General features: G+C 40.6%; 32 protein-coding genes, 1 tRNA gene and 2 rRNA genes (1 of these 35 cut by a window edge). 2 read left to right on the plus strand and 33 right to left on the minus strand.

Translation table 11 applies throughout. The features are described 5' to 3' along the window. From EL097_RS02485 to EL097_RS02495, 3 genes are all read right to left on the minus strand, one after another. Window positions 1-182 (minus strand): 23S ribosomal RNA (locus tag EL097_RS02485) (it extends 2,721 nt beyond the left edge of the window). 161 nt (window positions 183-343) lie between these two features. After that, window positions 344-416, minus strand: a tRNA-Ala gene (locus EL097_RS02490). A 53-nt stretch (window positions 417-469) separates the two neighbouring features. Continuing rightward, window positions 470-2,018 (minus strand): 16S ribosomal RNA (locus EL097_RS02495). The 16S and 23S rRNA genes sit together here with 1 tRNA gene alongside, the layout of an rRNA operon. A 404-nt stretch (window positions 2,019-2,422) precedes the next feature. On the opposite strand from EL097_RS02495, the gene EL097_RS02500 reads away from it, so the two are divergent. Next, window positions 2,423-3,586, plus strand: a complete 1,164-nt coding sequence (locus tag EL097_RS02500) for a helix-turn-helix domain-containing protein (protein ID WP_003046087.1) — start codon at window positions 2,423-2,425, stop codon at window positions 3,584-3,586. Between the two features lie 788 nt (window positions 3,587-4,374). On the opposite strand, the gene rplQ is transcribed toward EL097_RS02500, so the two are convergent. From rplQ to rpsJ, 29 genes are all read right to left on the minus strand, one after another. Beyond that, window positions 4,375-4,761 carry a 50S ribosomal protein L17 gene (gene rplQ / locus EL097_RS02505; RefSeq protein ID WP_003046085.1) on the minus strand — a complete coding sequence of 129 codons (387 nt, stop codon included), beginning with the start codon at window positions 4,759-4,761 and terminating at the stop codon, window positions 4,375-4,377. A 14-nt stretch (window positions 4,762-4,775) separates the two neighbouring features. After that, window positions 4,776-5,714 carry a DNA-directed RNA polymerase subunit alpha gene (locus EL097_RS02510; protein ID WP_003046083.1) on the minus strand — a complete coding sequence of 313 codons (939 nt, stop codon included), beginning with the start codon at window positions 5,712-5,714 and terminating at the stop codon, window positions 4,776-4,778. A gap of 45 nt (window positions 5,715-5,759) precedes the next feature. After that, entirely contained in the window at window positions 5,760-6,143 is a 384-nt protein-coding gene (gene rpsK / locus EL097_RS02515) for a 30S ribosomal protein S11 (RefSeq protein WP_001118387.1), read from the minus strand. Between the two features lie 17 nt (window positions 6,144-6,160). Then, window positions 6,161-6,526, minus strand: a complete 366-nt coding sequence (gene rpsM, locus EL097_RS02520; protein WP_003046081.1) for a 30S ribosomal protein S13 — start codon at window positions 6,524-6,526, stop codon at window positions 6,161-6,163. A gap of 17 nt (window positions 6,527-6,543) precedes the next feature. After that, complete coding sequence (gene rpmJ / locus EL097_RS02525) at window positions 6,544-6,660, minus strand: 50S ribosomal protein L36 (protein WP_000868345.1); 117 nt, start codon at window positions 6,658-6,660, stop codon at window positions 6,544-6,546. A 25-nt stretch (window positions 6,661-6,685) separates the two neighbouring features. After that, window positions 6,686-6,904 (minus strand): translation initiation factor IF-1, encoded by a 219-nt coding sequence (gene infA / locus EL097_RS02530; RefSeq protein WP_129544929.1) that lies wholly within the window; start codon window positions 6,902-6,904, stop codon window positions 6,686-6,688. 117 nt (window positions 6,905-7,021) lie between these two features. Then, the gene (locus tag EL097_RS02535; RefSeq protein ID WP_003046078.1) at window positions 7,022-7,663 is read right to left on the minus strand and encodes an adenylate kinase; all 642 of its coding nucleotides are present in this window, start codon (window positions 7,661-7,663) and stop codon (window positions 7,022-7,024) included. A gap of 144 nt (window positions 7,664-7,807) precedes the next feature. Next, window positions 7,808-9,112 carry a preprotein translocase subunit SecY gene (secY, locus tag EL097_RS02540; protein ID WP_003046076.1) on the minus strand — a complete coding sequence of 435 codons (1,305 nt, stop codon included), beginning with the start codon at window positions 9,110-9,112 and terminating at the stop codon, window positions 7,808-7,810. A 16-nt stretch (window positions 9,113-9,128) separates the two neighbouring features. Further along, window positions 9,129-9,569: a 50S ribosomal protein L15 gene (rplO, locus tag EL097_RS02545; RefSeq protein WP_003046074.1), complete on the minus strand. Its 441-nt coding sequence runs from the start codon at window positions 9,567-9,569 to the stop codon at window positions 9,129-9,131. A 213-nt stretch (window positions 9,570-9,782) separates the two neighbouring features. Next, window positions 9,783-9,965: a 50S ribosomal protein L30 gene (gene rpmD, locus EL097_RS02550; protein ID WP_003046072.1), complete on the minus strand. Its 183-nt coding sequence runs from the start codon at window positions 9,963-9,965 to the stop codon at window positions 9,783-9,785. A 14-nt stretch (window positions 9,966-9,979) separates the two neighbouring features. After that, window positions 9,980-10,474 carry a 30S ribosomal protein S5 gene (gene rpsE, locus EL097_RS02555; protein ID WP_003046070.1) on the minus strand — a complete coding sequence of 165 codons (495 nt, stop codon included), beginning with the start codon at window positions 10,472-10,474 and terminating at the stop codon, window positions 9,980-9,982. 18 nt (window positions 10,475-10,492) lie between these two features. After that, on the minus strand, window positions 10,493-10,849 hold the full coding sequence (rplR, locus tag EL097_RS02560) for a 50S ribosomal protein L18 (protein ID WP_003046068.1): 357 nt from the start codon (window positions 10,847-10,849) through the stop codon (window positions 10,493-10,495). Window positions 10,850-10,953: 104 nt separating this feature from the next. Then, on the minus strand, window positions 10,954-11,490 hold the full coding sequence (rplF, locus tag EL097_RS02565; protein ID WP_003046064.1) for a 50S ribosomal protein L6: 537 nt from the start codon (window positions 11,488-11,490) through the stop codon (window positions 10,954-10,956). A 314-nt stretch (window positions 11,491-11,804) separates the two neighbouring features. Further along, on the minus strand, window positions 11,805-12,203 hold the full coding sequence (rpsH, locus tag EL097_RS02570; protein ID WP_003046063.1) for a 30S ribosomal protein S8: 399 nt from the start codon (window positions 12,201-12,203) through the stop codon (window positions 11,805-11,807). A gap of 205 nt (window positions 12,204-12,408) precedes the next feature. Next, window positions 12,409-12,594, minus strand: a complete 186-nt coding sequence (locus tag EL097_RS02575; protein ID WP_002987746.1) for a type Z 30S ribosomal protein S14 — start codon at window positions 12,592-12,594, stop codon at window positions 12,409-12,411. 15 nt (window positions 12,595-12,609) lie between these two features. Then, window positions 12,610-13,152 carry a 50S ribosomal protein L5 gene (rplE, locus tag EL097_RS02580; protein ID WP_003046060.1) on the minus strand — a complete coding sequence of 181 codons (543 nt, stop codon included), beginning with the start codon at window positions 13,150-13,152 and terminating at the stop codon, window positions 12,610-12,612. Window positions 13,153-13,175: 23 nt separating this feature from the next. Further along, complete coding sequence (gene rplX, locus EL097_RS02585; protein ID WP_003046059.1) at window positions 13,176-13,481, minus strand: 50S ribosomal protein L24; 306 nt, start codon at window positions 13,479-13,481, stop codon at window positions 13,176-13,178. An 83-nt stretch (window positions 13,482-13,564) separates the two neighbouring features. After that, a complete protein-coding gene (gene rplN, locus EL097_RS02590; RefSeq protein ID WP_003046057.1) occupies window positions 13,565-13,933 on the minus strand; it encodes a 50S ribosomal protein L14 in 369 nt (122 codons plus the stop codon). 24 nt (window positions 13,934-13,957) lie between these two features. Next, on the minus strand, window positions 13,958-14,218 hold the full coding sequence (rpsQ, locus tag EL097_RS02595; protein ID WP_003046055.1) for a 30S ribosomal protein S17: 261 nt from the start codon (window positions 14,216-14,218) through the stop codon (window positions 13,958-13,960). Window positions 14,219-14,245: 27 nt separating this feature from the next. Next, window positions 14,246-14,452, minus strand: coding sequence for a 50S ribosomal protein L29 (gene rpmC / locus EL097_RS02600; protein ID WP_003046054.1), 207 nt, complete (start codon window positions 14,450-14,452; stop codon window positions 14,246-14,248). 9 nt (window positions 14,453-14,461) lie between these two features. Beyond that, window positions 14,462-14,875 (minus strand): 50S ribosomal protein L16, encoded by a 414-nt coding sequence (gene rplP, locus EL097_RS02605; RefSeq protein WP_003046052.1) that lies wholly within the window; start codon window positions 14,873-14,875, stop codon window positions 14,462-14,464. Between the two features lie 3 nt (window positions 14,876-14,878). Then, a complete protein-coding gene (rpsC, locus tag EL097_RS02610; RefSeq protein WP_003046050.1) occupies window positions 14,879-15,532 on the minus strand; it encodes a 30S ribosomal protein S3 in 654 nt (217 codons plus the stop codon). A gap of 12 nt (window positions 15,533-15,544) precedes the next feature. Then, window positions 15,545-15,889 carry a 50S ribosomal protein L22 gene (rplV, locus tag EL097_RS02615; protein WP_002986651.1) on the minus strand — a complete coding sequence of 115 codons (345 nt, stop codon included), beginning with the start codon at window positions 15,887-15,889 and terminating at the stop codon, window positions 15,545-15,547. 15 nt (window positions 15,890-15,904) lie between these two features. Next, a complete protein-coding gene (rpsS, locus tag EL097_RS02620) occupies window positions 15,905-16,183 on the minus strand; it encodes a 30S ribosomal protein S19 (RefSeq protein WP_000533765.1) in 279 nt (92 codons plus the stop codon). Window positions 16,184-16,321: 138 nt separating this feature from the next. Then, window positions 16,322-17,155, minus strand: coding sequence for a 50S ribosomal protein L2 (gene rplB / locus EL097_RS02625; protein WP_002986654.1), 834 nt, complete (start codon window positions 17,153-17,155; stop codon window positions 16,322-16,324). Window positions 17,156-17,172: 17 nt separating this feature from the next. After that, a complete protein-coding gene (locus EL097_RS02630) occupies window positions 17,173-17,469 on the minus strand; it encodes a 50S ribosomal protein L23 (protein WP_002986656.1) in 297 nt (98 codons plus the stop codon). Beyond that, window positions 17,469-18,092: a 50S ribosomal protein L4 gene (gene rplD / locus EL097_RS02635; protein ID WP_002986657.1), complete on the minus strand. Its 624-nt coding sequence runs from the start codon at window positions 18,090-18,092 to the stop codon at window positions 17,469-17,471. The genes EL097_RS02630 and rplD overlap by 1 nt, the downstream gene beginning before the upstream one ends. 23 nt (window positions 18,093-18,115) lie before the next feature. Continuing rightward, window positions 18,116-18,742: a 50S ribosomal protein L3 gene (gene rplC, locus EL097_RS02640; protein ID WP_003046046.1), complete on the minus strand. Its 627-nt coding sequence runs from the start codon at window positions 18,740-18,742 to the stop codon at window positions 18,116-18,118. A 73-nt stretch (window positions 18,743-18,815) separates the two neighbouring features. After that, a complete protein-coding gene (gene rpsJ, locus EL097_RS02645; protein WP_003046044.1) occupies window positions 18,816-19,124 on the minus strand; it encodes a 30S ribosomal protein S10 in 309 nt (102 codons plus the stop codon). 354 nt (window positions 19,125-19,478) lie between these two features. On the opposite strand from rpsJ, the gene EL097_RS02650 reads away from it, so the two are divergent. After that, window positions 19,479-20,378: an IS30 family transposase gene (locus EL097_RS02650; protein WP_051026429.1), complete on the plus strand. Its 900-nt coding sequence runs from the start codon at window positions 19,479-19,481 to the stop codon at window positions 20,376-20,378. 23 nt (window positions 20,379-20,401) lie between these two features. On the opposite strand, the gene EL097_RS02655 is transcribed toward EL097_RS02650, so the two are convergent. Continuing rightward, complete coding sequence (locus EL097_RS02655; protein WP_003046036.1) at window positions 20,402-21,691, minus strand: MATE family efflux transporter; 1,290 nt, start codon at window positions 21,689-21,691, stop codon at window positions 20,402-20,404. Window positions 21,692-21,707 lie beyond the last annotated feature (16 nt).

The following is a 21,707-nucleotide window of genomic DNA, read 5'->3' on the forward strand; positions in this document are numbered from 1 at the left end:
TGCGTCTTCCTTCTCATAACCTTAACAGTTATGGATACTAACCATTAGTTAGTGGGTTCCCCCATTCGGACATCTCTGGATCAGCGCTTACTTACAGCTCCCCAAAGCATTTCGTCGTTTGTCACGTCCTTCTTCGGCTTCTAGTGCCAAGGCATCCACCGTGCGCCCTTATTAACTTAACCTTATCTTTTACTAGTATATCTTAACTAGAAAAAACTCTTTAATACTTACAGCGTTTTCGGTTTATTTCTTGTTACTATTCTTACAATCAATTTCTTGATCGTGGAATTTGATATAGATATTCAATTTTCAATGGACAGTTTTTAGGATATCTCTATCCTAATGGAGCCTAGCGGGATCGAACCGCTGACCTCCTGCGTGCAAAGCAGGCGCTCTCCCAGCTGAGCTAAGGCCCCACAAGACCTCTCAAAACTAAATAAGACGTCCCTAACGTGTTCCTTTTCCTTAGAAAGGAGGTGATCCAGCCGCACCTTCCGATACGGCTACCTTGTTACGACTTCACCCCAATCATCTATCCCACCTTAGGCGGCTGGCTCCTAATAGGTTACCTCACCGACTTCGGGTGTTACAAACTCTCGTGGTGTGACGGGCGGTGTGTACAAGGCCCGGGAACGTATTCACCGCGGCGTGCTGATCCGCGATTACTAGCGATTCCGACTTCATGTAGGCGAGTTGCAGCCTACAATCCGAACTGAGATTGGCTTTCAGAGATTAGCTTGCCGTCACCGGCTTGCGACTCGTTGTACCAACCATTGTAGCACGTGTGTAGCCCAGGTCATAAGGGGCATGATGATTTGACGTCATCCCCACCTTCCTCCGGTTTATTACCGGCAGTCTCGCTAGAGTGCCCAACTTAATGATGGCAACTAACAATAGGGGTTGCGCTCGTTGCGGGACTTAACCCAACATCTCACGACACGAGCTGACGACAACCATGCACCACCTGTCACCGATGTACCGAAGTAAAACTCTATCTCTAGAGCGGGCATCGGGATGTCAAGACCTGGTAAGGTTCTTCGCGTTGCTTCGAATTAAACCACATGCTCCACCGCTTGTGCGGGCCCCCGTCAATTCCTTTGAGTTTCAACCTTGCGGTCGTACTCCCCAGGCGGAGTGCTTAATGCGTTAGCTCCGGCACTAAGCCCCGGAAAGGGCCTAACACCTAGCACTCATCGTTTACGGCGTGGACTACCAGGGTATCTAATCCTGTTTGCTCCCCACGCTTTCGAGCCTCAGCGTCAGTTACAGACCAGAGAGCCGCTTTCGCCACCGGTGTTCCTCCATATATCTACGCATTTCACCGCTACACATGGAATTCCACTCTCCCCTTCTGCACTCAAGTTCTCCAGTTTCCAAAGCATACATTGGTTGAGCCAATGCCTTTAACTTCAGACTTAAAGAACCGCCTGCGCTCGCTTTACGCCCAATAAATCCGGACAACGCTCGGGACCTACGTATTACCGCGGCTGCTGGCACGTAGTTAGCCGTCCCTTTCTGGTTAGTTACCGTCACATAATGGGTTTTCCACTCCCATTACCGTTCTTCTCTAACAACAGAGCTTTACGATCCGAAAACCTTCTTCACTCACGCGGCGTTGCTCGGTCAGGGTTCCCCCCATTGCCGAAGATTCCCTACTGCTGCCTCCCGTAGGAGTCTGGGCCGTGTCTCAGTCCCAGTGTGGCCGATCACCCTCTCAGGTCGGCTATGTATCGTCGCCTTGGTGAGCCTTTACCTCACCAACTAGCTAATACAACGCAGGTCCATCTCATAGTGGAGCAGTTGCCCCTTTTAAGTTCTTAACATGTGTTAAGCACTTTTATGCGGTATTAGCTATCGTTTCCAATAGTTATCCCCCGCTATCAGGTAGGTTACCTACGCGTTACTCACCCGTTCGCAACTCCTTAGACTAGTGCAAGCACCTGTCCTCAGCGTTCTACTTGCATGTATTAGGCACGCCGCCAGCGTTCGTCCTGAGCCAGGATCAAACTCTCTTTAATTTCTGTTTGTTCTGTCTCGTCTTTCTGTCGCTGACAGATTTATTTCTCGTTTCTTTGACGGGTAATATGTCTCCATATCACCCTCACGTTTGGTTCGTCTTATTCAGTTCTCAAAGGTCTTGCATCTCTTTCGAGACAACTATTTTATTCTATCAACTTCCTGACCGTTTGTCAACCCTTTTTTTAAAGTTTTTTCAACTGACTCCCTTGCAGATTCATCGCTGACAGCTTTATTAGTATACGATATTTCATACCTACCTGTCAATACTTTTTTTACTTTCTATTACACCTTTTTTACAGTGGTTAAATCTCAAAGTAACTTCTAGGTGTCGTTGAAAACTAGAAATTAGACTGAGACAGAAAAATAAGGTAGAACTTACTTTGGGACAAGTATGGTATCTATCATGAAACACAAACATTTAACTCTCTCAGACCGTACAGACATTCAAATGGGAATTGAACAACGTAAACCTTTCTCTGCCATTGCAGCTAAACTCGGTAAAGCCCCTTCTACCATCTCCAAAGAAGGGCGTCGGAATCTCTTTTTCAAAGAAACTGCCGTACAATCCAATTGTGATGCTTGCCCACTCCTTAAAAAAGCGCCTTACGTATGCAACAACTGCCAAAAAAAGAGAATGGACTGTGGCTTCAAAAAGCAATTCTATTACGCTAAAAAAGCTCAGCTCAATTATGAAACTCAGCTTTCTGAAGCTAGAACTGGGGTCGCTCTTAACAAGGAAGAATTTTACCTGATGGATAATATCGTCTCCTCTGCTATCAAAAAAGGACAACACCTTAATCACATCATTTCATCGAATAACTTAACTGCTTCTAGAGCCAGTAGCTACCGATACTTAGAAAAGGGCTATCTCTCTGCTAGACCTATCGACTTCCCTCGAGTTGTTAAGTTTAGAAAACCTAGAACGAGCCAGCTACCTCCGATTCCTAAGAGCGACAAAGTCGGAAGATCTTATCAGGTTTTCCAGAAGTATCTCACCAAGGAAGGCCTAACTTCCTGGATTGAAATGGACACTGTTATTGGACGAATTGGCGGTAAGGGACTTCTCACCTTCAACGTCGTTTTCTGTAACTTCATCTTTGCCAGACTTCTTGATAATAAGACCGCTGCCCAAGTCGCTAAGCATCTCTACACTATCAAGAACGACTTCTTTAACGCCGATAGAGACTTCTACGAATTTTCCCTTGTCATTCTAACCGACAATGGCGGAGAGTTCGCTAGAGTGGATGATAGTGAAATGGACATCAGAGGTGAGCTAAAACTCGTTTTCTGTGACCCTAACCGCTCTGACCAGAAGGCTCGTATTGAAAAGAATCACACCCTTCTAAGAGACATTCTCCCTAAAGGAACAAGTTTTGACAACTTAACTCAGGACGATATCAACCTCGTCTGTTCTCATATGAATGGGGTCAGACGACATGCTCTATACGGAAAATCTGCTTATGAGCTCTTTACATTCACTTATGGGAAAGATATCGCTACTTTACTTGGTATCACTAAAATCGACCCTGAAGACGTCCTACAGTCGCCAAGGTTGTTGGACAAGTAAACTCTTAATACTAAACCAATAAATCTCAAAAATTAGAAAGGAACTTGTCCCATCCGAATTTCCAGTTACCTAGAACTTACTTTGAGACATCTCAGAGCCAGTAGCTTTAGTGTACTCTTTTTTTTCTCATTTTTGAACTCTAAACTCCTATGATAACAACTTTTTAACAAAAACAGAACTTAGTCTGAGACTAAATTCTGCGATTTTATGCGGGTTTCTCATACTAAATGCCATTTCATAGTAACCTAGAACTTACTCTGAGAATTTAGCCCTTTTTTACAGTTCTGTTGGTAACGACTTGAAATTCAAGGAGTTTAAATCAAAAAAGAGGATTTTTAGCAACTCTTACCTCAATTTAAATAACAATAAGAAGAATAAATATTTTTATCGTCAACTTTACTATCCAATCGCTTTTAAAAATTTACTGCCGGAAATTTACGGAAAGGAGTTTATCACTACTTATTGGGTGCTTACGATTCTCGAGTAAGCTTTTACCTACTCTAGTCGCCTTTACAGCTCCTAAATAGCCTTATAACACCCGTGATGCCTCCTCTATACATTCCATCTGATATTAAAACCTAAAAGCAACGATATGCGTTTATAAAATGACAAAACGCCTGCTTACGAAACGTTTCTAATCTATAGAGACGTTTCGTAAACAAGCGTTACACATTAACAATATGATGAGTGTTCCCGCTAGGAAAAATCCTAGCGGTAGACCAGAGCTAGACTAAGAATATCCTAAAAAGTTATTCCATCATCATAACACTCAACAAAATTGATAAAAATTAAACTAATTCGATAATTGCCATTGGAGCAGCATCTCCACGGCGTGGTTCTGTTTTAAGAATACGAGTGTATCCACCGTTGCGTTCTGCATAACGAGGTGCAATTTCTGAGAAAAGTTTTTGAAGAGCTGTTGTTGATGTGTATTTATCAGTAGTTTCATCATAGTTTTCTGATGCAATTTCGTTACGAACGTATGCAGCTGCTTGGCGACGAGCATGAAGATCACCACGTTTACCAAGAGTAATCATTTTTTCAACTGTTTTACGGATTTCTTTTGCACGTGCTTCTGTCGTTACAATTGATTCGTTAATCAAAAGATCTGTCGTCAAATCACGAAGCATTGCTTTACGTTGTGAGCTAGTGCGTCCTAGTTTACGGTAAGCCATTTTGTCCTCCTATATTATTTATCGTTTTTTAGTCCTAGACCTAAATCAGCAAGTTTAACCTTAACTTCTTCAAGGCTCTTACGTCCAAGGTTACGGACTTTCATCATTTCAGGCTCAGATTTTTCTGTTAAATCGAAGACAGTATTAATACCTGCGCGTTTCAAACAGTTATATGAGCGTACGGACAAATCAAGTTCCTCAATGGTTCGGTCAAGTACCTTTTCATCGCTCACTGTTTCAGTTTCTTTCATTACTTCAGTTGCTTTAGCAACATCCGTCAAATCAGTAAACAAGTTCAAGTGTTCGATTAAAACTCGAGCAGATAGACCTAAAGCATCTTCAGGAATAATTGTTCCGTTTGTCATGATTTCAATAGTTAATTTATCGAATCCGTCATTGCTACCCACACGGGCAGGTTCTACTTGATAATTAACTTTTTTAACTGGCGTATAGATTGAATCTACGGCCAATGTACCCACAGGTGCATCATCTTTTTTGTTGCCTTCTGCTGGCACATAACCACGCTTTTTAGCAACGGTCATTGTAGCTCTCAAGGAATGTCCTTCAGCAATTGTAAAAAGATAATGATCCGGGTTAACAAGTTCGATATCACTATCTGTAAGAATATCACCAGCTGTAACTTCTGCTGGCCCTTCTACCTCAAGCTCGATAATCTTTTCGTCTTCGACATATGATTTCACAGCAAGTCCCTTAACATTAAGGATGATTTGCATGACATCTTCACGTACACCTGGGATTGTATCAAATTCGTGTAGTACTCCATCAATTTTAATTGATGTTACTGCTGCACCTGGAAGTGAAGACAAGAGTACACGACGAAGAGAATTACCTAGAGTTGTTCCGTAACCACGTTCAAGTGGTTCGATTACAAATCTACCGTAATCTTTATTTTCATCAATTTTTGTTATTATTGGTTTTTCAAACTCAATCATCTTTTCACCCCTCGAAACGAAACTTGTGTACTATTTGTTATATGATTATACACGACGACGTTTTGGAGGACGAGCACCATTATGCGGTACAGGAGTCACATCACGAATTGCAGTTACTTCAAGACCGGCAGCAGCCAGGGCACGGATAGCTGATTCACGACCTGAACCAGGACCTTTTACAGTAACTTCAACAGTTTTTAGTCCGTGTTCTTGTGCAGATTTTGCAGCAGCTTCTGCAGCCATTTGAGCAGCAAACGGAGTAGATTTACGAGAACCTTTGAAACCAAGAGCACCAGCTGATGACCATGCAAGAGCATTGCCATGCACATCTGTAATCATAACAATAGTGTTATTAAATGTAGCGTGAATATGTGCAACACCAGATTCGATGTTCTTTTTCACACGGCGTTTACGTGTTGGTTTAGCCAATTTTTTTACCTCCTATTTTATTTTTTCTTACCTGCAATCGCAACAGCTTTACCTTTACGAGTGCGAGCATTGTTTTTAGTGTTTTGTCCACGGACAGGAAGTCCACGACGGTGACGGATTCCACGGTATGAACCGATTTCCATCAAACGTTTGATGTTCAAGTTAACTTCACGACGAAGGTCACCTTCAACTTTAATTGCATCTACTTCACGACGGATAGCGTCTTCTTGATCTGATGTCAAATCTTTAACACGGATATCTTCTGAAATACCAGCAGCTGCTAAGATTTTTTTAGATGTTGCAAGACCAATTCCGTACACATAAGTAAGTGAAATTACTACGCGTTTATCATTTGGAATATCAACTCCAGCAATACGAGCCATTTTTTCTCCTTTCTATTTTATCCTTGACGTTGTTTGTGTTTTGGATTTGTTGGACAAATCACCATAACACGACCGTTACGACGAATAACTTTACAGTATTCGCAAATTGGTTTAACCGATGGTCTTACCTTCATGTTTTAATCCCTCCAATTATTTCGATTATTTAAAGAGGTATGTGATACGTCCACGTGTCAAGTCGTATGGACTCATCTCCACAGTAACACGATCACCCACTAAAATACGAATGTAATTTTTACGGATTTTTCCTGATACAGTTGCTAGAATTTGATGTCCATTTTCCAATTCAACAGTAAACATTGCATTTGGCATTGTTTCTACTACTTTGCCTTCAATTTCAATCACGTCTTCTTTTGCCACGCAAAAGTACCCCCTAAATTTCGATTTGATGTCCTCTGAGTACAGAGGTAACAATTATAAGTCAGACTAGCCTATTATATCACTTGACTTCTAGTTTCGCAAGCTATTTATGATATTTTATTTTAGGTTTGTGATGACTTTTTCAATATCAGCAAAAACTTTTGAAATGTCTTTATTTCCATCAATATCATAAACAATATCTGCTTGACGATAATGGTTAAGAATTGGTTGACCTTGTGCAATATTAACATCTAAACGACGTTTAACTGTTTCAGGTTTGTCATCTTCCCGTTGATAAAAATCTTCTTCGTTATAATCACTTGCTGGTGGGTTAAAGACTTTATGGAATGTTTCGCCTGTTTTCTTGTTAATGATACGACCACTAAGTCTTTCAACAAGAGCAGTAGGATCCACATCAATATTAATGACCCCATCCAAAGTAAGTCCTAGTGCTTTTAACGTAGCATCCAAAGCATGTGCCTGTTCAATGGTGCGTGGATAACCATCTAATAAGAAGCCCTTTTCGTTAATATCATCTTGTGACAGACGTTCTTTAACGATTCCATTTGTTACTTCATCAGGTACCAGATCACCTTTGTCAATATAAGACTTAGCGAGAACACCCATTTCAGTTTGGTTAGCCATAGCTGCACGGAACATATCACCTGTTGAGATATGGATAAGTCCAAAGGCTTCAACAATCTTTGCAGCTTGGGTTCCTTTACCAGCTCCTGGTAAGCCCATGATTAAAAGATTCATCTTTTTCTCCTCTTTTAAAATAAATGATGACAGGAAATAAGTTTCCTTGGTTTTTGTTTTCAAATGGCAATAAGAAATGTTTTGCGACGAAGTCTTATTGTCATTTAAAAACAAAATAGAAGGTTGACAATGTCAACCTGTATTCTATTCTGCTGTATTCATAAATCCGACATATTTTCTCTTGAGTAGGTAACCTTCAAGTTGTTTCATGCCTTCGATACCAGTTGAAATCAAAATGAGCAAGCTTGTCCCACCTAGAGCAATACTAGAGGAAAGGTTGAGAACTTGTTGCGCTGCAATAGGAGCTAGAGAGATAAATGCTAAGAAAATAGCTCCTACTGTGGCTAACTTTTTAAGCAATGATGACATAAATTGTTCTGTCTCACGTCCAGGTCGAACACTTGGGATGTATGAGGAATTCTTCTGAAGATTTTCTGCTGTCTTCTCAGGATTTACTTGTACAAAGGTATAGAAGAACGAGAACAAGATAATCAACAAGGCATAAACCATCATGCCAACTGGAGATTGGTAATTAAAAAGCTCCTGTAAGCGAGTTAGCCATGGTATATCTCTACCATTTTGAACAAAAGGAATAATCGTACTTGGAATAGTTGTAATCGAGCTGGCAAAGATAACGGGAATAACGCCGGCTGGATTTACTTTTAATGGAAGGTATGAACTTGTAGGCGCACCTTGCATCAATTTTGTATATTGGATTGGAATTTTGTATTCCGCTTGTTGAACGTAAGTTGTAAAGAACACGATAGCAAGAACAGCTAAGATTAAAATGCCAACAATGAGATAAGAGGACTGTAAATCACTTGCCTTAACATTTACAAAATAATCTTCGCGGATAGTTGCAATGGCGTTAGGAATAGAGGAAATAATACCGGCAAAGATAATCATTGATACCCCATTTCCAAATCCTTTATCTGTAATTTGTTCTCCAAGCCAAGTCACAATCACACTACCGGTTGTAAGCAATGCTCCAATAAGCAAATAAGTTTTAACATCTGGTGTTTTTACAAGAGCAACACTTGATAAGGTGTTAAATCCTGCTGTGATACCAATCGACTGAGCAAAGGCTAAAACAAGAGAAATATAGCGTGTCGCTTGATTTAATTTCCGGCGACCCACTTCACCTTGTTTACCCCACTCAACAAATTTAGGCAAAATATCCATTTGTAACAGTTGAACAACAATGGAAGCCGTAATGTACGGACTAACTCCCATAGAGAATACTGAAAAATTCCTCATAGCATTCCCACTAACTAAGTTCAACATATTTAAGAAAGGTAGCTCACTCAGTTGCTCTAAGCTTTTTGCGTTTACACCAGGTACAGTGATATGTGTTCCAATTCGGAATACAAGGATGATAAAGATGGTAAAGAAAATTTTATTTCTTACTGTCTTTATCTTCAAAGCGTCTTTTAGTATTTTTAAGAACATAATGAGTATCCCCTCATTAGATGACTTCGATTGAACCACCTTTAGCAGTAATGGCTGCTTCAGCAGATTTCGAGAATTTAGCTGCTTTTACAGTCAATTTTTTAGTCAATTCGCCGTTACCAAGAACTTTAACACCTGATTTTTCAGCACGAACAATTCCAGCCTCTTTAAGAACAACTGGAGTTACTTCTGTACCATCTTCAAAAACGTTCAATTGATCAAGGTTAACAAGTGCATATTCTTTAGCATTGATGTTTGTAAACCCACGTTTTGGAATACGACGGAACAATGGTGTTTGTCCACCTTCAAAACCTAGACGTACACCGCCACCGCTACGAGCTTTTTGACCTTTTTGACCGCGACCAGATGTTTTACCGTTACCTGATGATGTCCCACGACCAACGCGGTTACGTGTTTTACGTGAGCCTTCAGCGGCTTTTAATTCATGAAGTTTCATTTTTTCTCCTTTTTTGTAAAATGCTAGCGCCTCTATGAGGGGAAAGGACTCCCCATAGAAACTCGCCTATACATTAATGATGATTAAGTTACTATCAATAACTTAATGCAGATACGCACTAACCGACCACTGTTTATTGCCTAAAAAGCAATTCACAAGAGTCGGTTTTGTGCTTGTGTTCATTTATGAAATCAAAGATTTCACAGTTATAACTTATTTAACGTCTTCAACTGTAACTAAGTGAGAGATAGCTGTTACCATACCACGGATAGCAGCGTTATCTTCTTTAATTACTGAAGAGTTTAATTTACCAAGTCCAAGAGCAACAACAGTTTTACGTTGTTCTGGCTTACGTCCGATTGGAGACTTAGTCAAAGTAATTTTAATTTGAGCCATGATGATCCCCTTTCTTATGCTAAGTCAGAAACTGAGATGCCACGAAGTGCGGCAACTTCTTCTGCACGTTTAAGTTGTTTCAATCCTTCAACAGTTGCACGAACAATGTTGATTGGAGTATTTGAACCAAGAGATTTTGAAGTAATATCTGCAATACCTGCTAATTCGATGACGGCACGAACTGCACCACCAGCAGCAACTCCAGAACCTTCTACAGCTGGTTTCAACAATACTTTAGCTCCACCAAAGTTAGTATAAACTTCGTGAGGAATTGTTGTACCAACCATTGGTACTTCGATCATGTTTTTCTTAGCAGCTTCGACTGCTTTGCGGATAGCTTCTGGAACTTCTTGGGCTTTACCAGTACCAAATCCAACACGACCATTTCCATCACCAACAACTACAAGAGCTGCAAAGCGAAGACGACGTCCACCTTTAACAACTTTTGTAACACGGTTAATCGCAACAACGCGTTCTTCAAGTTCAACTGCATTATCTTTAAATGCCATTATTTTGTGTCCTCCCTATTAGAATTTCAATCCGTTTTCACGAGCTGCATCAGCCAAGGCTTTAACACGTCCGTGATAGAGATATCCACCGCGGTCAAACACCACTTCAGAAATACCTTTAGCCACTGCACGTTCAGCAACAAGTTTGCCGACTACAACGGCCTGTTCTGTTTTTGTTCCTTTAGAAACGTCTTTATCAAGAGTTGATGCACTTGCGAGCGTTACACCCGCTACGTCATCAATAACTTGAGCGTAGATGCCTGTATTAGAACGAAATACGTTCAAACGTGGGCGTTCTGCAGTTCCAGAGAGTTTACCGCGGACGCGACGATGGCGTTTTTGGCGGATTTTGTTTTTATCTGGTTTCGAAATCACAATTTTCACCTCTTAATTTTAATTCATTTGTCTGGTTGACAAGTTGGTAATTGAACTTGTTAAACATAGCAAGCTCTACTGCTTGCCATGCCCAACTAAGACCATTATTTACCAGTTTTACCTTCTTTAAGGCGTACATATTCACCAACGTAACGAATACCTTTACCTTTGTAAGGTTCTGGTGAACGTAAGCTACGGATGTAAGCAGCTGTTTGACCAACAACTTCTTTGTTGATTCCTTCAACTGAGATTAAAGTTGGGTTAGCAACAGTGAACGTAATTCCTTCTGGAGCTTCAACTTCGTCTTGGTGAGACTTACCTACTGAAAGGACAAGTTTAGTCCCTTGAAGTTGAGCACGGTAACCGACACCCTTCATTTCAAGATCTTTTTTGAAACCTTCAGAAACACCTACAACCATGTTGTTCAAGTTTGCACGAGTTGTACCATGGATTGTTTTCATTTCTTTTGAGTCGTTAGGACGTGCAAGAGTTACCTCAGTTCCTTCAACTTTGATTTCAATATTTTTGTTAAACTCACGAGTGAGTTCGCCTTTAGGGCCTTTTACAGTAACAACATTGTCGTTGTTAATGATTTCGACACCTGCTGGCAAAATAATAACTTTATTACCAATACGTGACATTATTTTTCTCCTGTTAAATTGTCAAGCCGCTAAGCGACTAGTTTTCACGGGGGTTTGATAGAATGATATACTTCAATTTATATTTCAAAATAGAACACTAACTGTGGCCTGCGTGAAAAAGATAAATCTTCCTTGAGTGTAAACACTCTACGCCAGATTTTCTATTTTCACTTTGTCCACGACGCTCTTAGCATCTTAAATTTTGAACACAGCCGACGAACTAACATCTAAAATAGATAAACTATTTCGTTTGCAAGCAAACTACAATAGTTTCCTAATTTTAGATCGTTCGCTACGGCTTTTGTATCATAATTTTACCAAACGTATGCGATAACTTCTCCACCAACGTTCTTTTGACGTGCTTCTTTATCAGTCAAAAGACCTTCTGATGTAGAAATAATGGCAATTCCAAGTCCGTTAAGAACTTTAGGGATATCTTCACGTTTTGCATAAGCACGAAGACCTGGTTTTGAGACACGTTTCAAGTTAGTAATAACGCGCTCACCGTTTTGTCCATATTTAAGGAATACACGGATGATGCCTTGTTTGTCATCTTCGATAACTTCAACGTTTTTTACAAAACCTTCACGTTTAAGGATTTCTGCAATCCCTTTTTTGATGTTTGAAGCAGGTACTTCTAACACTTCATGTTTCACTTGGTTAGCGTTACGGATACGTGTTAAAAAGTCTGCAATTGGGTCAGTCATAACCATTTTATATTTCTCCTCTTACTAGTAGTTTGAATCAATCACTTGCTAGTTAATCGTGCCCGACCGGGCGAGTTGTCCAACTGAGATGATGAGTTTAGTTGAACATGAGCTACGACCTGTGTGAAAAAGATAAATCTTCCTAGAAGGCAAGCAATCTTTGTCTGATTTTCTATTTTCACTCTGTCTGCTACGCTCTTTATATCATTTTTTACCAAGAAGCTTTAACAACACCTGGAATTTGACCTTTGTAAGCCAATTCACGGAAACAAACACGGCAAAGTTTAAACTTGCGGTAAACGGAATGTGGACGTCCACATTTTTCACAGCGAGTATAAGCTTGTGTAGAGTGTTTTGCAGGACGTTTGTTCTTAGCAATCATAGATTTTTTAGCCAATTTATTTACCCCCTATTATTTTGCAAAAGGCATTCCAAGGCCTTTAAGCAATTCACGTGATTCTTCGTCAGTATTTGCAGTAGTGACGATTACGATATCAAGACCACGCACTTTATCAACGTCATCGAAGTTGATTTCCGGGAAGATAAGTTGTTCTTTCACACCAAGAGTGTAGTTACCACGTCCGTCAAATGATTTTGTTGGAACACCGTGGAAGTCACGAACACGAGGAAGTGAAACGCTAACTAATTTGTCTAGGAATTCGTACATACGTTCGCCACGAAGAGTAACCTTCGCACCAATCGCAACACCTTCACGAAGACGGAAGCCAGCGATTGATTTCTTAGCTTTAGTAATCAGTGGTTTTTGACCTGAGATAAGTGCTAATTCAGCAGCAGCTTTCTCAAGGTTTTTTGCGTTTGATACAGCATCACCAACACCCATGTTAAGAACGATTTTCTCAACTTTTGGCACAGCCATAACTGATGTGTAATTGAATTTCTCTGTCAACGCAGGAATTACTTCGTTAGTATATTTTTCTTTTAAACGATTTGCCATTATGCTTCTCCTTTCCTTCGTGATTAATCAAGCACTTCGCCTGATTTTTTGTTGTAACGTACTTTTTTGCCGTCAACAACTTTATAACCAACACGTCCAGCCACACCATTTTTATCTAAAACTTGAACGTTAGATACATGGATTGGAGCTTCTTTTTCAACGATAGCACCTTGAGGGTTTTCAGTATTTGGTTTTTGGTGTTTTTTGATCATTCCAACACCTTCGACTACAACTTTGTTAACTTTTGGAAGTGCTTTAAGAACAACAGCCTCAGTGCCTTTATCCTTACCAGCAATTACGCGAACTTTGTCGCCTTTTTTTACAAACATTCTGGGTTTCTCCTATTAATTTCTTACGCCCTGATGGGCACCCTAGGTAAACCTAGGGGACTTAGTTTGTTTAATTTTTAAAATTAAAGTACTTCTGGTGCAAGTGAAACGATCTTCATGTAACCACCTTCACGCAATTCACGTGCAACAGGGCCGAAGATACGAGTTCCACGAGGAGTTTTGTCGTCACGGATGACTACAGCAGCGTTGTCGTCAAATTTGATGTATGAACCGTCTGGACGGCGAGCACCAGTTTTTGTACGAACGATAACAGCTTTAACCACGTCACCTTTTTTAACTGCTCCACCAGGAGTAGCTTGTTTTACAGAAGCAACGATTACGTCACCGATGTTAGCGAATTTACGTCCTGAACCACCAAGAACTTTGATAGTCAAGATCTCACGAGCACCGCTATTATCAGCAACTTTCAAGCGAGTTTCTTGTTGAATCATTTCAATTTTCTCCTTTTAGTTTGATTAGATAATAACAGCTTCTTCCACAACTTCTACAAGACGGAAATGTTTTGTAGCTGATAAGGGACGAGTTTCCATGATACGAACAATATCGCCTTCTTTAGCAAGGTTCTTTTCATCATGTGCTTTGTATTTTTTAGAATAGTTGATACGTTTACCATAGACTGGGTGGTTACGTTTTGTTTCAACTACGACAGTGATTGTTTTGTCCATCTTGTCAGATACTACACGTCCAACAAGGGTTTTACGTTGATTACGTTCCATTATTAGAATTTCTCCTTTCCCAATCTATTATTTCATTTCAGATTGCACAGTTTTAACACGTGCAATTTGTTTTTTAACTTCGTTCAAACGAGCAGTTTGATCAAGTTGACCTGCTGCAGCTTGAAAACGAAGGTCGAAAAGTTCTTTCTTGAGTTCGTTTTCTTTTTTAGCAAGCTCTTCTTGAGACAAGCCACGAAGCTCAGCAACAAACTTTTTGATTTCTTCAAGTTTCATGTCTTCTCCTTATTCTGCTTCACGTTTTACGAATTTACATTTTACTGGTAATTTGTGGCTAGCAAGACGAAGTGCTTCGCGAGCGATTTCTTCAGAGACGCCTGCAACTTCAAACATTACTTTACCACGTTTAACCGGTGCTACCCAACCTTCAGGTGCCCCTTTACCAGAACCCATACGAACTCCGATAGCTTTCGCTGTGTAAGATTTGTGAGGGAAGATTTTAATCCAAACTTTACCGCCACGTTTCATGTAACGAGTCATCGCGATACGAGCAGCTTCGATTTGACGGTTAGTGATCCATGAGCTAGTTGCAGCTTGAAGACCATATTCACCAAAATCTACAGTTTTTCCACCTTTTGCTTCACCACGCATTTTCCCACGGAACTCACGACGGTGTTTAACACGTTTAGGTACTAACATTTGTTATTTGCCTCCTTTAGTGTTTTTGCGAGCTGGAAGAACTTCACCACGATAGATCCAAACTTTAACACCAAGTTTACCATATGTAGTGTCTGCTTCTTCCCAAGCGTAATCGATATCAGCACGAAGGGTGTGAAGTGGAACAGTTCCTTCTGAGTAACCTTCTGCACGAGCGATATCAGCACCGTTCAAACGGCCAGATACTTGAGTTTTAATCCCTTTAGCTCCAGCACGCATTGTACGTTGGATAGCTTGTTTTTGAGCACGACGGAAAGCAACACGTTGCTCAAGTTGACGAGCAATGTTTTCACCAACAAGGTGAGCATCAAGATCTGGTTGTTTGATTTCGATGATGTTGATGTGCACTTGTTTTCCAGTTAATTTATTAAGTTGAGCACGAAGTGCGTCAACGTTTGCGCCACCTTTACCGATAACCATACCTGGTTTTGCAGTGTGAAGCGAAACAATAACTTTATTCACAGCACGTTCAATTTCGATAGTTGAAACTGAAGCTTCTGCCAATTCTTTGTTAATGAATTTACGGATTGCAAGATCTTCATGAAGGTAATCCGCGTATTCTTTTTCAGCATACCATTTCGCATCCCAGTCACGGATGATACCGACACGCATACCAATTGGATGTACTTTTTGACCCACGATTTTACCTCCTTATTTTTCTGATACAACTACTGTTACGTGAGTTGTACGCTTGTTGATTGGTGAAGCTGAACCTTTCGCACGTGGACGGAAACGTTTCATTGTTGGCCCTTCGTTAGCGAATGTTTCAGATACGACCAAGTTAGCTTTTTCCAAACCAAAGTTGTTTTCTGCGTTTGCAATAGCTGAGTTAAGAGTTTTCTCAATAACACGAGCTGCTTTGTTTGGAGTGAATTTTAAGATTGCGATTGCATCAGCAACTTTCTTACCACGGATAAGATCAAGTACTAAACGTGTTTTACGAGGTGAAACACGCACTGTACGAGCCATTGCTTTAGCTGAAGTAATTTCTGCCATTGTGTCCTCCTCCTATTAACGACGTGTTTTCTTGTCGTCAGCTGCGTGACCTTTGTAAGTACGGGTTGGTGCAAATTCACCAAGCTTGTGACCTACCATGTCTTCTTGGATGTAAACTGGTACGTGTTTACGTCCATCATAAACTGCGATTGTATATCCGATGAAACTTGGGAAAATCGTTGAACGACGTGACCAAGTTTTGATTACTTTTTTCTTTTCGTCGTTTGCTTGAGCTTCAACTTTTTTCATCAAATGCTCATCGACGAAAGGTCCTTTTTTAAGACTACGTCCCATTTTGTAGTTTTCTCCTTTAAATAATGTACCACAGCGGCTTGAGATCAGGGATGATACCCCAAACTCTACCGAGTTGGCGGAATAAATAGCAATGCTATTGTAACGGTGTCCTAGCAGGCTTTAAGCAGCTTGCTGAGATTATTTTTCGTTACGACGACGAACGATAAGTTTGTCTGATTTAGCTTTCTTATTACGAGTTTTAAGACCAAGCGCTGGTTTACCCCATGGAGTTGATGGCGCTTTACGTCCAACTGGTGCTTTACCTTCACCACCACCGTGTGGGTGATCGTTAGGGTTCATTACAGAACCACGAACTGTTGGGCGGATACCTTTCCAACGGCTACGTCCTGCTTTACCAATGTTAACAAGTGATTGTTGTTCGTTACCTACAGTACCGATAGTTGCACGGCATGTGCCAAGAATCATACGAACTTCGCCTGATTGAAGACGAACAAGAACATATTTACCTTCTTGACCAAGTACTTGAGCAGAAGCTCCAGCTGCACGAACAAGTTCTCCACCTTTACCAGGTTTCAACTCAATGTTGTGAACAACTGTACCGACAGGAATGTTTGCTAATGGAAGTGCGTTACCAACTTTGATGTCGGCATCTGGACCAGAAACAATACGTTGCCCTACTTCAAGACCTTTAGGTGCAATGATGTAAGCTTTAACACCGTCAGTGTAATGTACAAGTGCGATGTTTGCAGTACGGTTTGGATCGTATTCGATTGTTTTAACAACTGCTTCAACACCGTCTTTGTTACGTTTAAAGTCGATCAAACGGTAATGACGTTTGTGTCCACCACCTTGGTGACGAACTGTGATGCGACCATTGTTGTTACGACCAGCTTTGCTCTTAAGAGAAACAAGCAATGATTTCTCAGGTGTGCTTGTTGTGATTTCCGCGAAATCCAAAGAAGTCATGTTACGACGGCCATTTGTCGTTGGTTTATAAACTTTAATACCCACGTTATTTCCTCCTTAGATTATTCAGCTTCAGCTGCGAACAACTCGATTGCTTTAGAATCAGCTGTAAGAGTGATGATAGCTTTTTTAGTTTTTGAAGTGAAACCTGTGTAACGACCAACGCGTTTTGCTTTTGGTTTAACGTTAACAGTGTTTACACTTGCAACTTTAACTCCGTCAAAGGCAGCTTCAACAGCTTGTTTGATCAAAAGTTTGTGTGCACGAGTATCAACTTCGAAAGTGTATTTGCCTGCTTCAAGAGCAATCATTGACTTCTCAGTGATAACTGGTTTTTTGATTACGTCGTACAAATTCATTATGCAAGAACCTCCTCAATTGTAGAGATTGCTTCTTTAGTAACAAGAAGTTTGTCTGCGTTCACGATATCAAGAACACTTGCAGTCGCTGCAGTTGCAACAGTTACGTTTGGAAGATTACGTGCAGAAAGTGCTGCAAATTCGTTTCCTTCTTCAACAAGAACAAGTACTTTTGTATCAATGCTAAGAGCTGAAAGCACTTTTGCAAATTCAGCAGTTTTTGGTGCTGCAAATGAAAGGCCTTCTACAGCTACAAATTTATCTTCAGCAACTTTTGCTGAGTAAACTGATTTCAAAGCAAGGCGACGAACTTTTTGTGGAAGTTTGTATCCGTATGAACGTGGAGTTGGTCCAAAGACAACACCACCACCACGCCATTGTGGTGAGCGGATAGAACCTTGACGAGCACGTCCAGTTCCTTTTTGACGCCATGGTTTACGTCCACCACCTGATACTGCTGAACGGTTTTTAACCGCATGAGTACCTTGGCGAAGGCTAGCGCGTTGGCTAATTACAACATCAAAAACAACTGATTCGTTTGGTTCGATACCGAAGATAGCGTCGTTCAATTCAACTGAGCTAACTTCTTTACCAGTTTGGTCAAATAGTTTTACGTTTGCCATTTTAACTGTTTTCTCCTTTCTTATTATTTAGCAGCTTTAACTGCTGATTTGATAGTGATAAGAGATTTCTTAGCACCTGGTACGTTACCTTTAATAAGGATAACGTTCTTTTCTGGGATAACTTGTACAATTTCAAGGTTTTGAATTGTCACACGGTTACCACCCATACGTCCTGCCAAGTGTTTGTTTTTGAAAACACGGTTTGGCGCAACAGGTCCCATTGAACCTGGACGACGGTGGTAACGAGAACCGTGAGCCATAGGACCACGTGATTGACCATGGCGTTTGATAACACCTTGGAAACCTTTACCTTTTGAAGTACCAGTTACATCAACAACATCACCGGCTGCGAATGTATCAACAGTAATTTCTGATCCTACTTCTAAGCCTTCAATGTTTTTGAATTCACGAATGAAGCGCTTAGGAGCTGTGTTAGCTTTTGCTACATGGCCTTTGGCAGGTTTGTTGCTCAATACTTCGCGTTTGTCATCAAAACCAACTTGAACTGCTTCGTAACCATCTGTTTCAACAGTTTTAACTTGAAGCACAACGTTTGGAGTTGCTTCAATGACAGTAACAGGGATAAATTCACCAGATTCAGTGAAGATTTGAGTCATTCCCACTTTTTTCCCTAAGATTCCTTTTGTCATGAGAAAATATTTCCTTTTCTTAATAATATTTCAAAAAGTTTTTTACGAGCGTTTTTTGTGCTCAGAAATCAGATTAAAGTTTGATTTCTACGTTAACACCACTTGGAAGATCCAATTTCATAAGAGCGTCAACAGTCTTTTGAGTTGGGTTCACGATGTCGATAAGACGTTTGTGTGTACGCATTTCAAATTGTTCGCGAGAATCTTTGTATTTGTGAGTCGCACGAATAATTGTGTAAAGACTACGTTCTGTTGGAAGTGGAACTGGTCCAGCTACAGTCGCACCAGTGCGAGTTGCAGTTTCAACGATTTTTTCTGCCGCTGTGTCAAGTGTACGGTGTTCGTACGCTTTCAAACGGATACGAATTTTTTTGTTTGCCATCTTTTTCTCCTTTTTCGTCTATTTAAGATAATAGGCTAGCTCCTCAAGAAAACCAACACGAGTTGCGTGGCAATGCAACCGAGCGTATCACAACCTCTTGTATCATAGCTAAAGCTGTATTTTTACAGCACCACAATATAATAACAGAATCAACCAAGCATTTCAAGCTTTTTTGATATTTTTTCAAAAAAAAGTTACCTCGGAAAGTTCTAAACTGAAGTTAGCCACCTAAGGGTATCAAAAAACATCTCAGAGAGGTATAATTGTCATCACCACAACAACAATTAGAAAGGCTCTGAGAGGCAAGACTATTATACACCAAAAAGTAAACAGTTGACACTAGCTGAGCGTCGAATGATTGACCGCTGGCTTCTAGAAGGACAGTCAAATCGTGAAATAGCGAGAAGATTGGCTAAAGCTCCTCAAACCATTCACAACGAAGTCAAACGTGGGCAAGTTAGACAACAAGTACGTCAGGGGAAATATGAACAAGTTTACTCTGCTGACTTTGCCCAAAAAGCCTATCAAAACAATCGTAAACGTTCTGTTAAGCAGGTCTCCCTAACGAAGGAACTCAAAGAAAAGATTGTTCACTACATCAAACAAAAATACTCTCCTGAAATGCTGGTCAAAACAAAAGGTGTCAATGTTCCCATCTCCACCATTTACTACTGGATTCATCATGGACAACTAGGCTTGACCAAGGCTGACAGGCTTTATCCTCGAAAGAATGTAGCTTCAAAAAAACATGCCAGTCCCAATTTTAAGCCGGCTGCAAAGTCTATTGAAGAACGACCAACGAGCATTAATAAGCGTGAGAATAGCGGTGATTTTGAAATTGATACGGTTATTCAAACTCGGGCAAAAAACGAGTGTCTACTGACGCTGACAGACAGAAAAAGCCGCTACCAAATCATCCGACTCATTCCAGATAAGTCGGCTAATTCGGTAAACAAGGCTTTGGAAGGGATTCTAAAAGATTATCCGATTCGCTCAATCACAGCTGATAACGGTACTGAGTTCAGTTGTTTAGCAGAGATTTTTGACCCTGATTATATCTACTATGCCCACCCGTATTCCTCTTGGGAGAGAGGAACTAATGAAAATCATAACAGACTCATTCGGCGTTGGTTACCAAAGGGAAGTAAAAATGCGACTCAACAACAAGTCGCATTTATTGAAAATGGGATTAATAACTATCCAAAGAAACTACTTGATTACAAATCTCCTAAAGAGTTTTTACAGACTGGCTAACTTACACTTGAAATTTGGCTTCTCTAGTGAAAGATAACTTTGTGGTATTTGTTAAACTGTTGTGATAAGATAACCCATCTCGTAGTATTATCTAAAATAGTCGCCAGCCAGACCCCGGCCAAACCATTCCTCCAAAGGACACCAAGCACATAACCAAAAATAATGCGAACCAACCACATTCCTAAAGTTGTTGCGTAAAAAGGAAGCTTGGCTTTTCCAAGACCTTGCCAAGCAGCTGTATAGACTAGGGTTCCCGCTGTGGCAGGAGCTCCTAGTAGAGAAAAAAGAAGCACAATCATGGCGGACCTCTTAGCATCAGCATTTTGAGTAAATAGCGGCAAGAGACTAGGGCCTAGCATATAGGTCAGAGCTCCCATAACCAGCATCATAAAGGTGGATAAGATAAAAGCTTCTCTAATAATATGCCTTATCTCAGTCACCTTACCACTCCCCAGTTGCCCAGCCACTAGAATGACCGTAGCTGTTGACATGGCAAGCCCTGGCATATAATTAAACTGAGTCAGTGTCTCTCCAATAGCATTTCCTGCTAAAGCGGCTGTCCCAAAGTGCACAATAATAATTGTGATAAGGACATCTCCTGCTCTCATCATCAAACGTTCACCGGCAGCAGGTAAAGATAAGTTAAAAATAGCTTTATCCAATGGTTTCCATAGGCGTTTTATTATCTCATTAATAGGAATAAATCGACATAGTAGCAATACTCCGATGAAGCGAGATAGCACTGTTGTCCAGGCGACTCCAAGGAGACCAAATCCCCAAACGTAGATAGACAAGGCAGATAAAACAGCATTAAGCACATTCGTTAACAGGCTCACTTGCATGGGAATTTTAGGACGTCCTTGAGCTCGAACAATAGCTCCTAAGCTAGTTAAAAATCCTAGACTGACAATCATACCGCCGACAATAGCTAAATATTGCCCTCCAACCAGCGTTACAGAGGCTTCAGCTCCTAGCCATTCTAATACCTGATGATGTCCAACAACTGATAATAACCCCAAGCCGACCGAAAGGAGTAGTGTTACTCGTAAGGCATCTGTCATATCGTTTAATTGTTTGCTCTGATTATTTTCTCCTATACTTCGAGCAATCAAGCTAGATACAGCAGCTCCTAGAGCAATATAAAGAGCCTGATAAATCGCAATAATATTATTGGCTATAGAGACACCTGAGACTGCCGCAAGTCCAATCTGGGCCACAAGATAGTTATCGACCATCCCCATGAGCATCTGCAAAATATTTTCTGCCATAGAAGGCAGGGCTAAAGAAAGCAATTTTCTTCTATTATAAGTCATTTATTATTTCCAAACT

The sequence above is a fragment of the Streptococcus canis genome (assembly GCF_900636575.1).
Taxonomy (GTDB): Bacteria; Bacillota; Bacilli; order Lactobacillales; family Streptococcaceae; genus Streptococcus; species Streptococcus canis.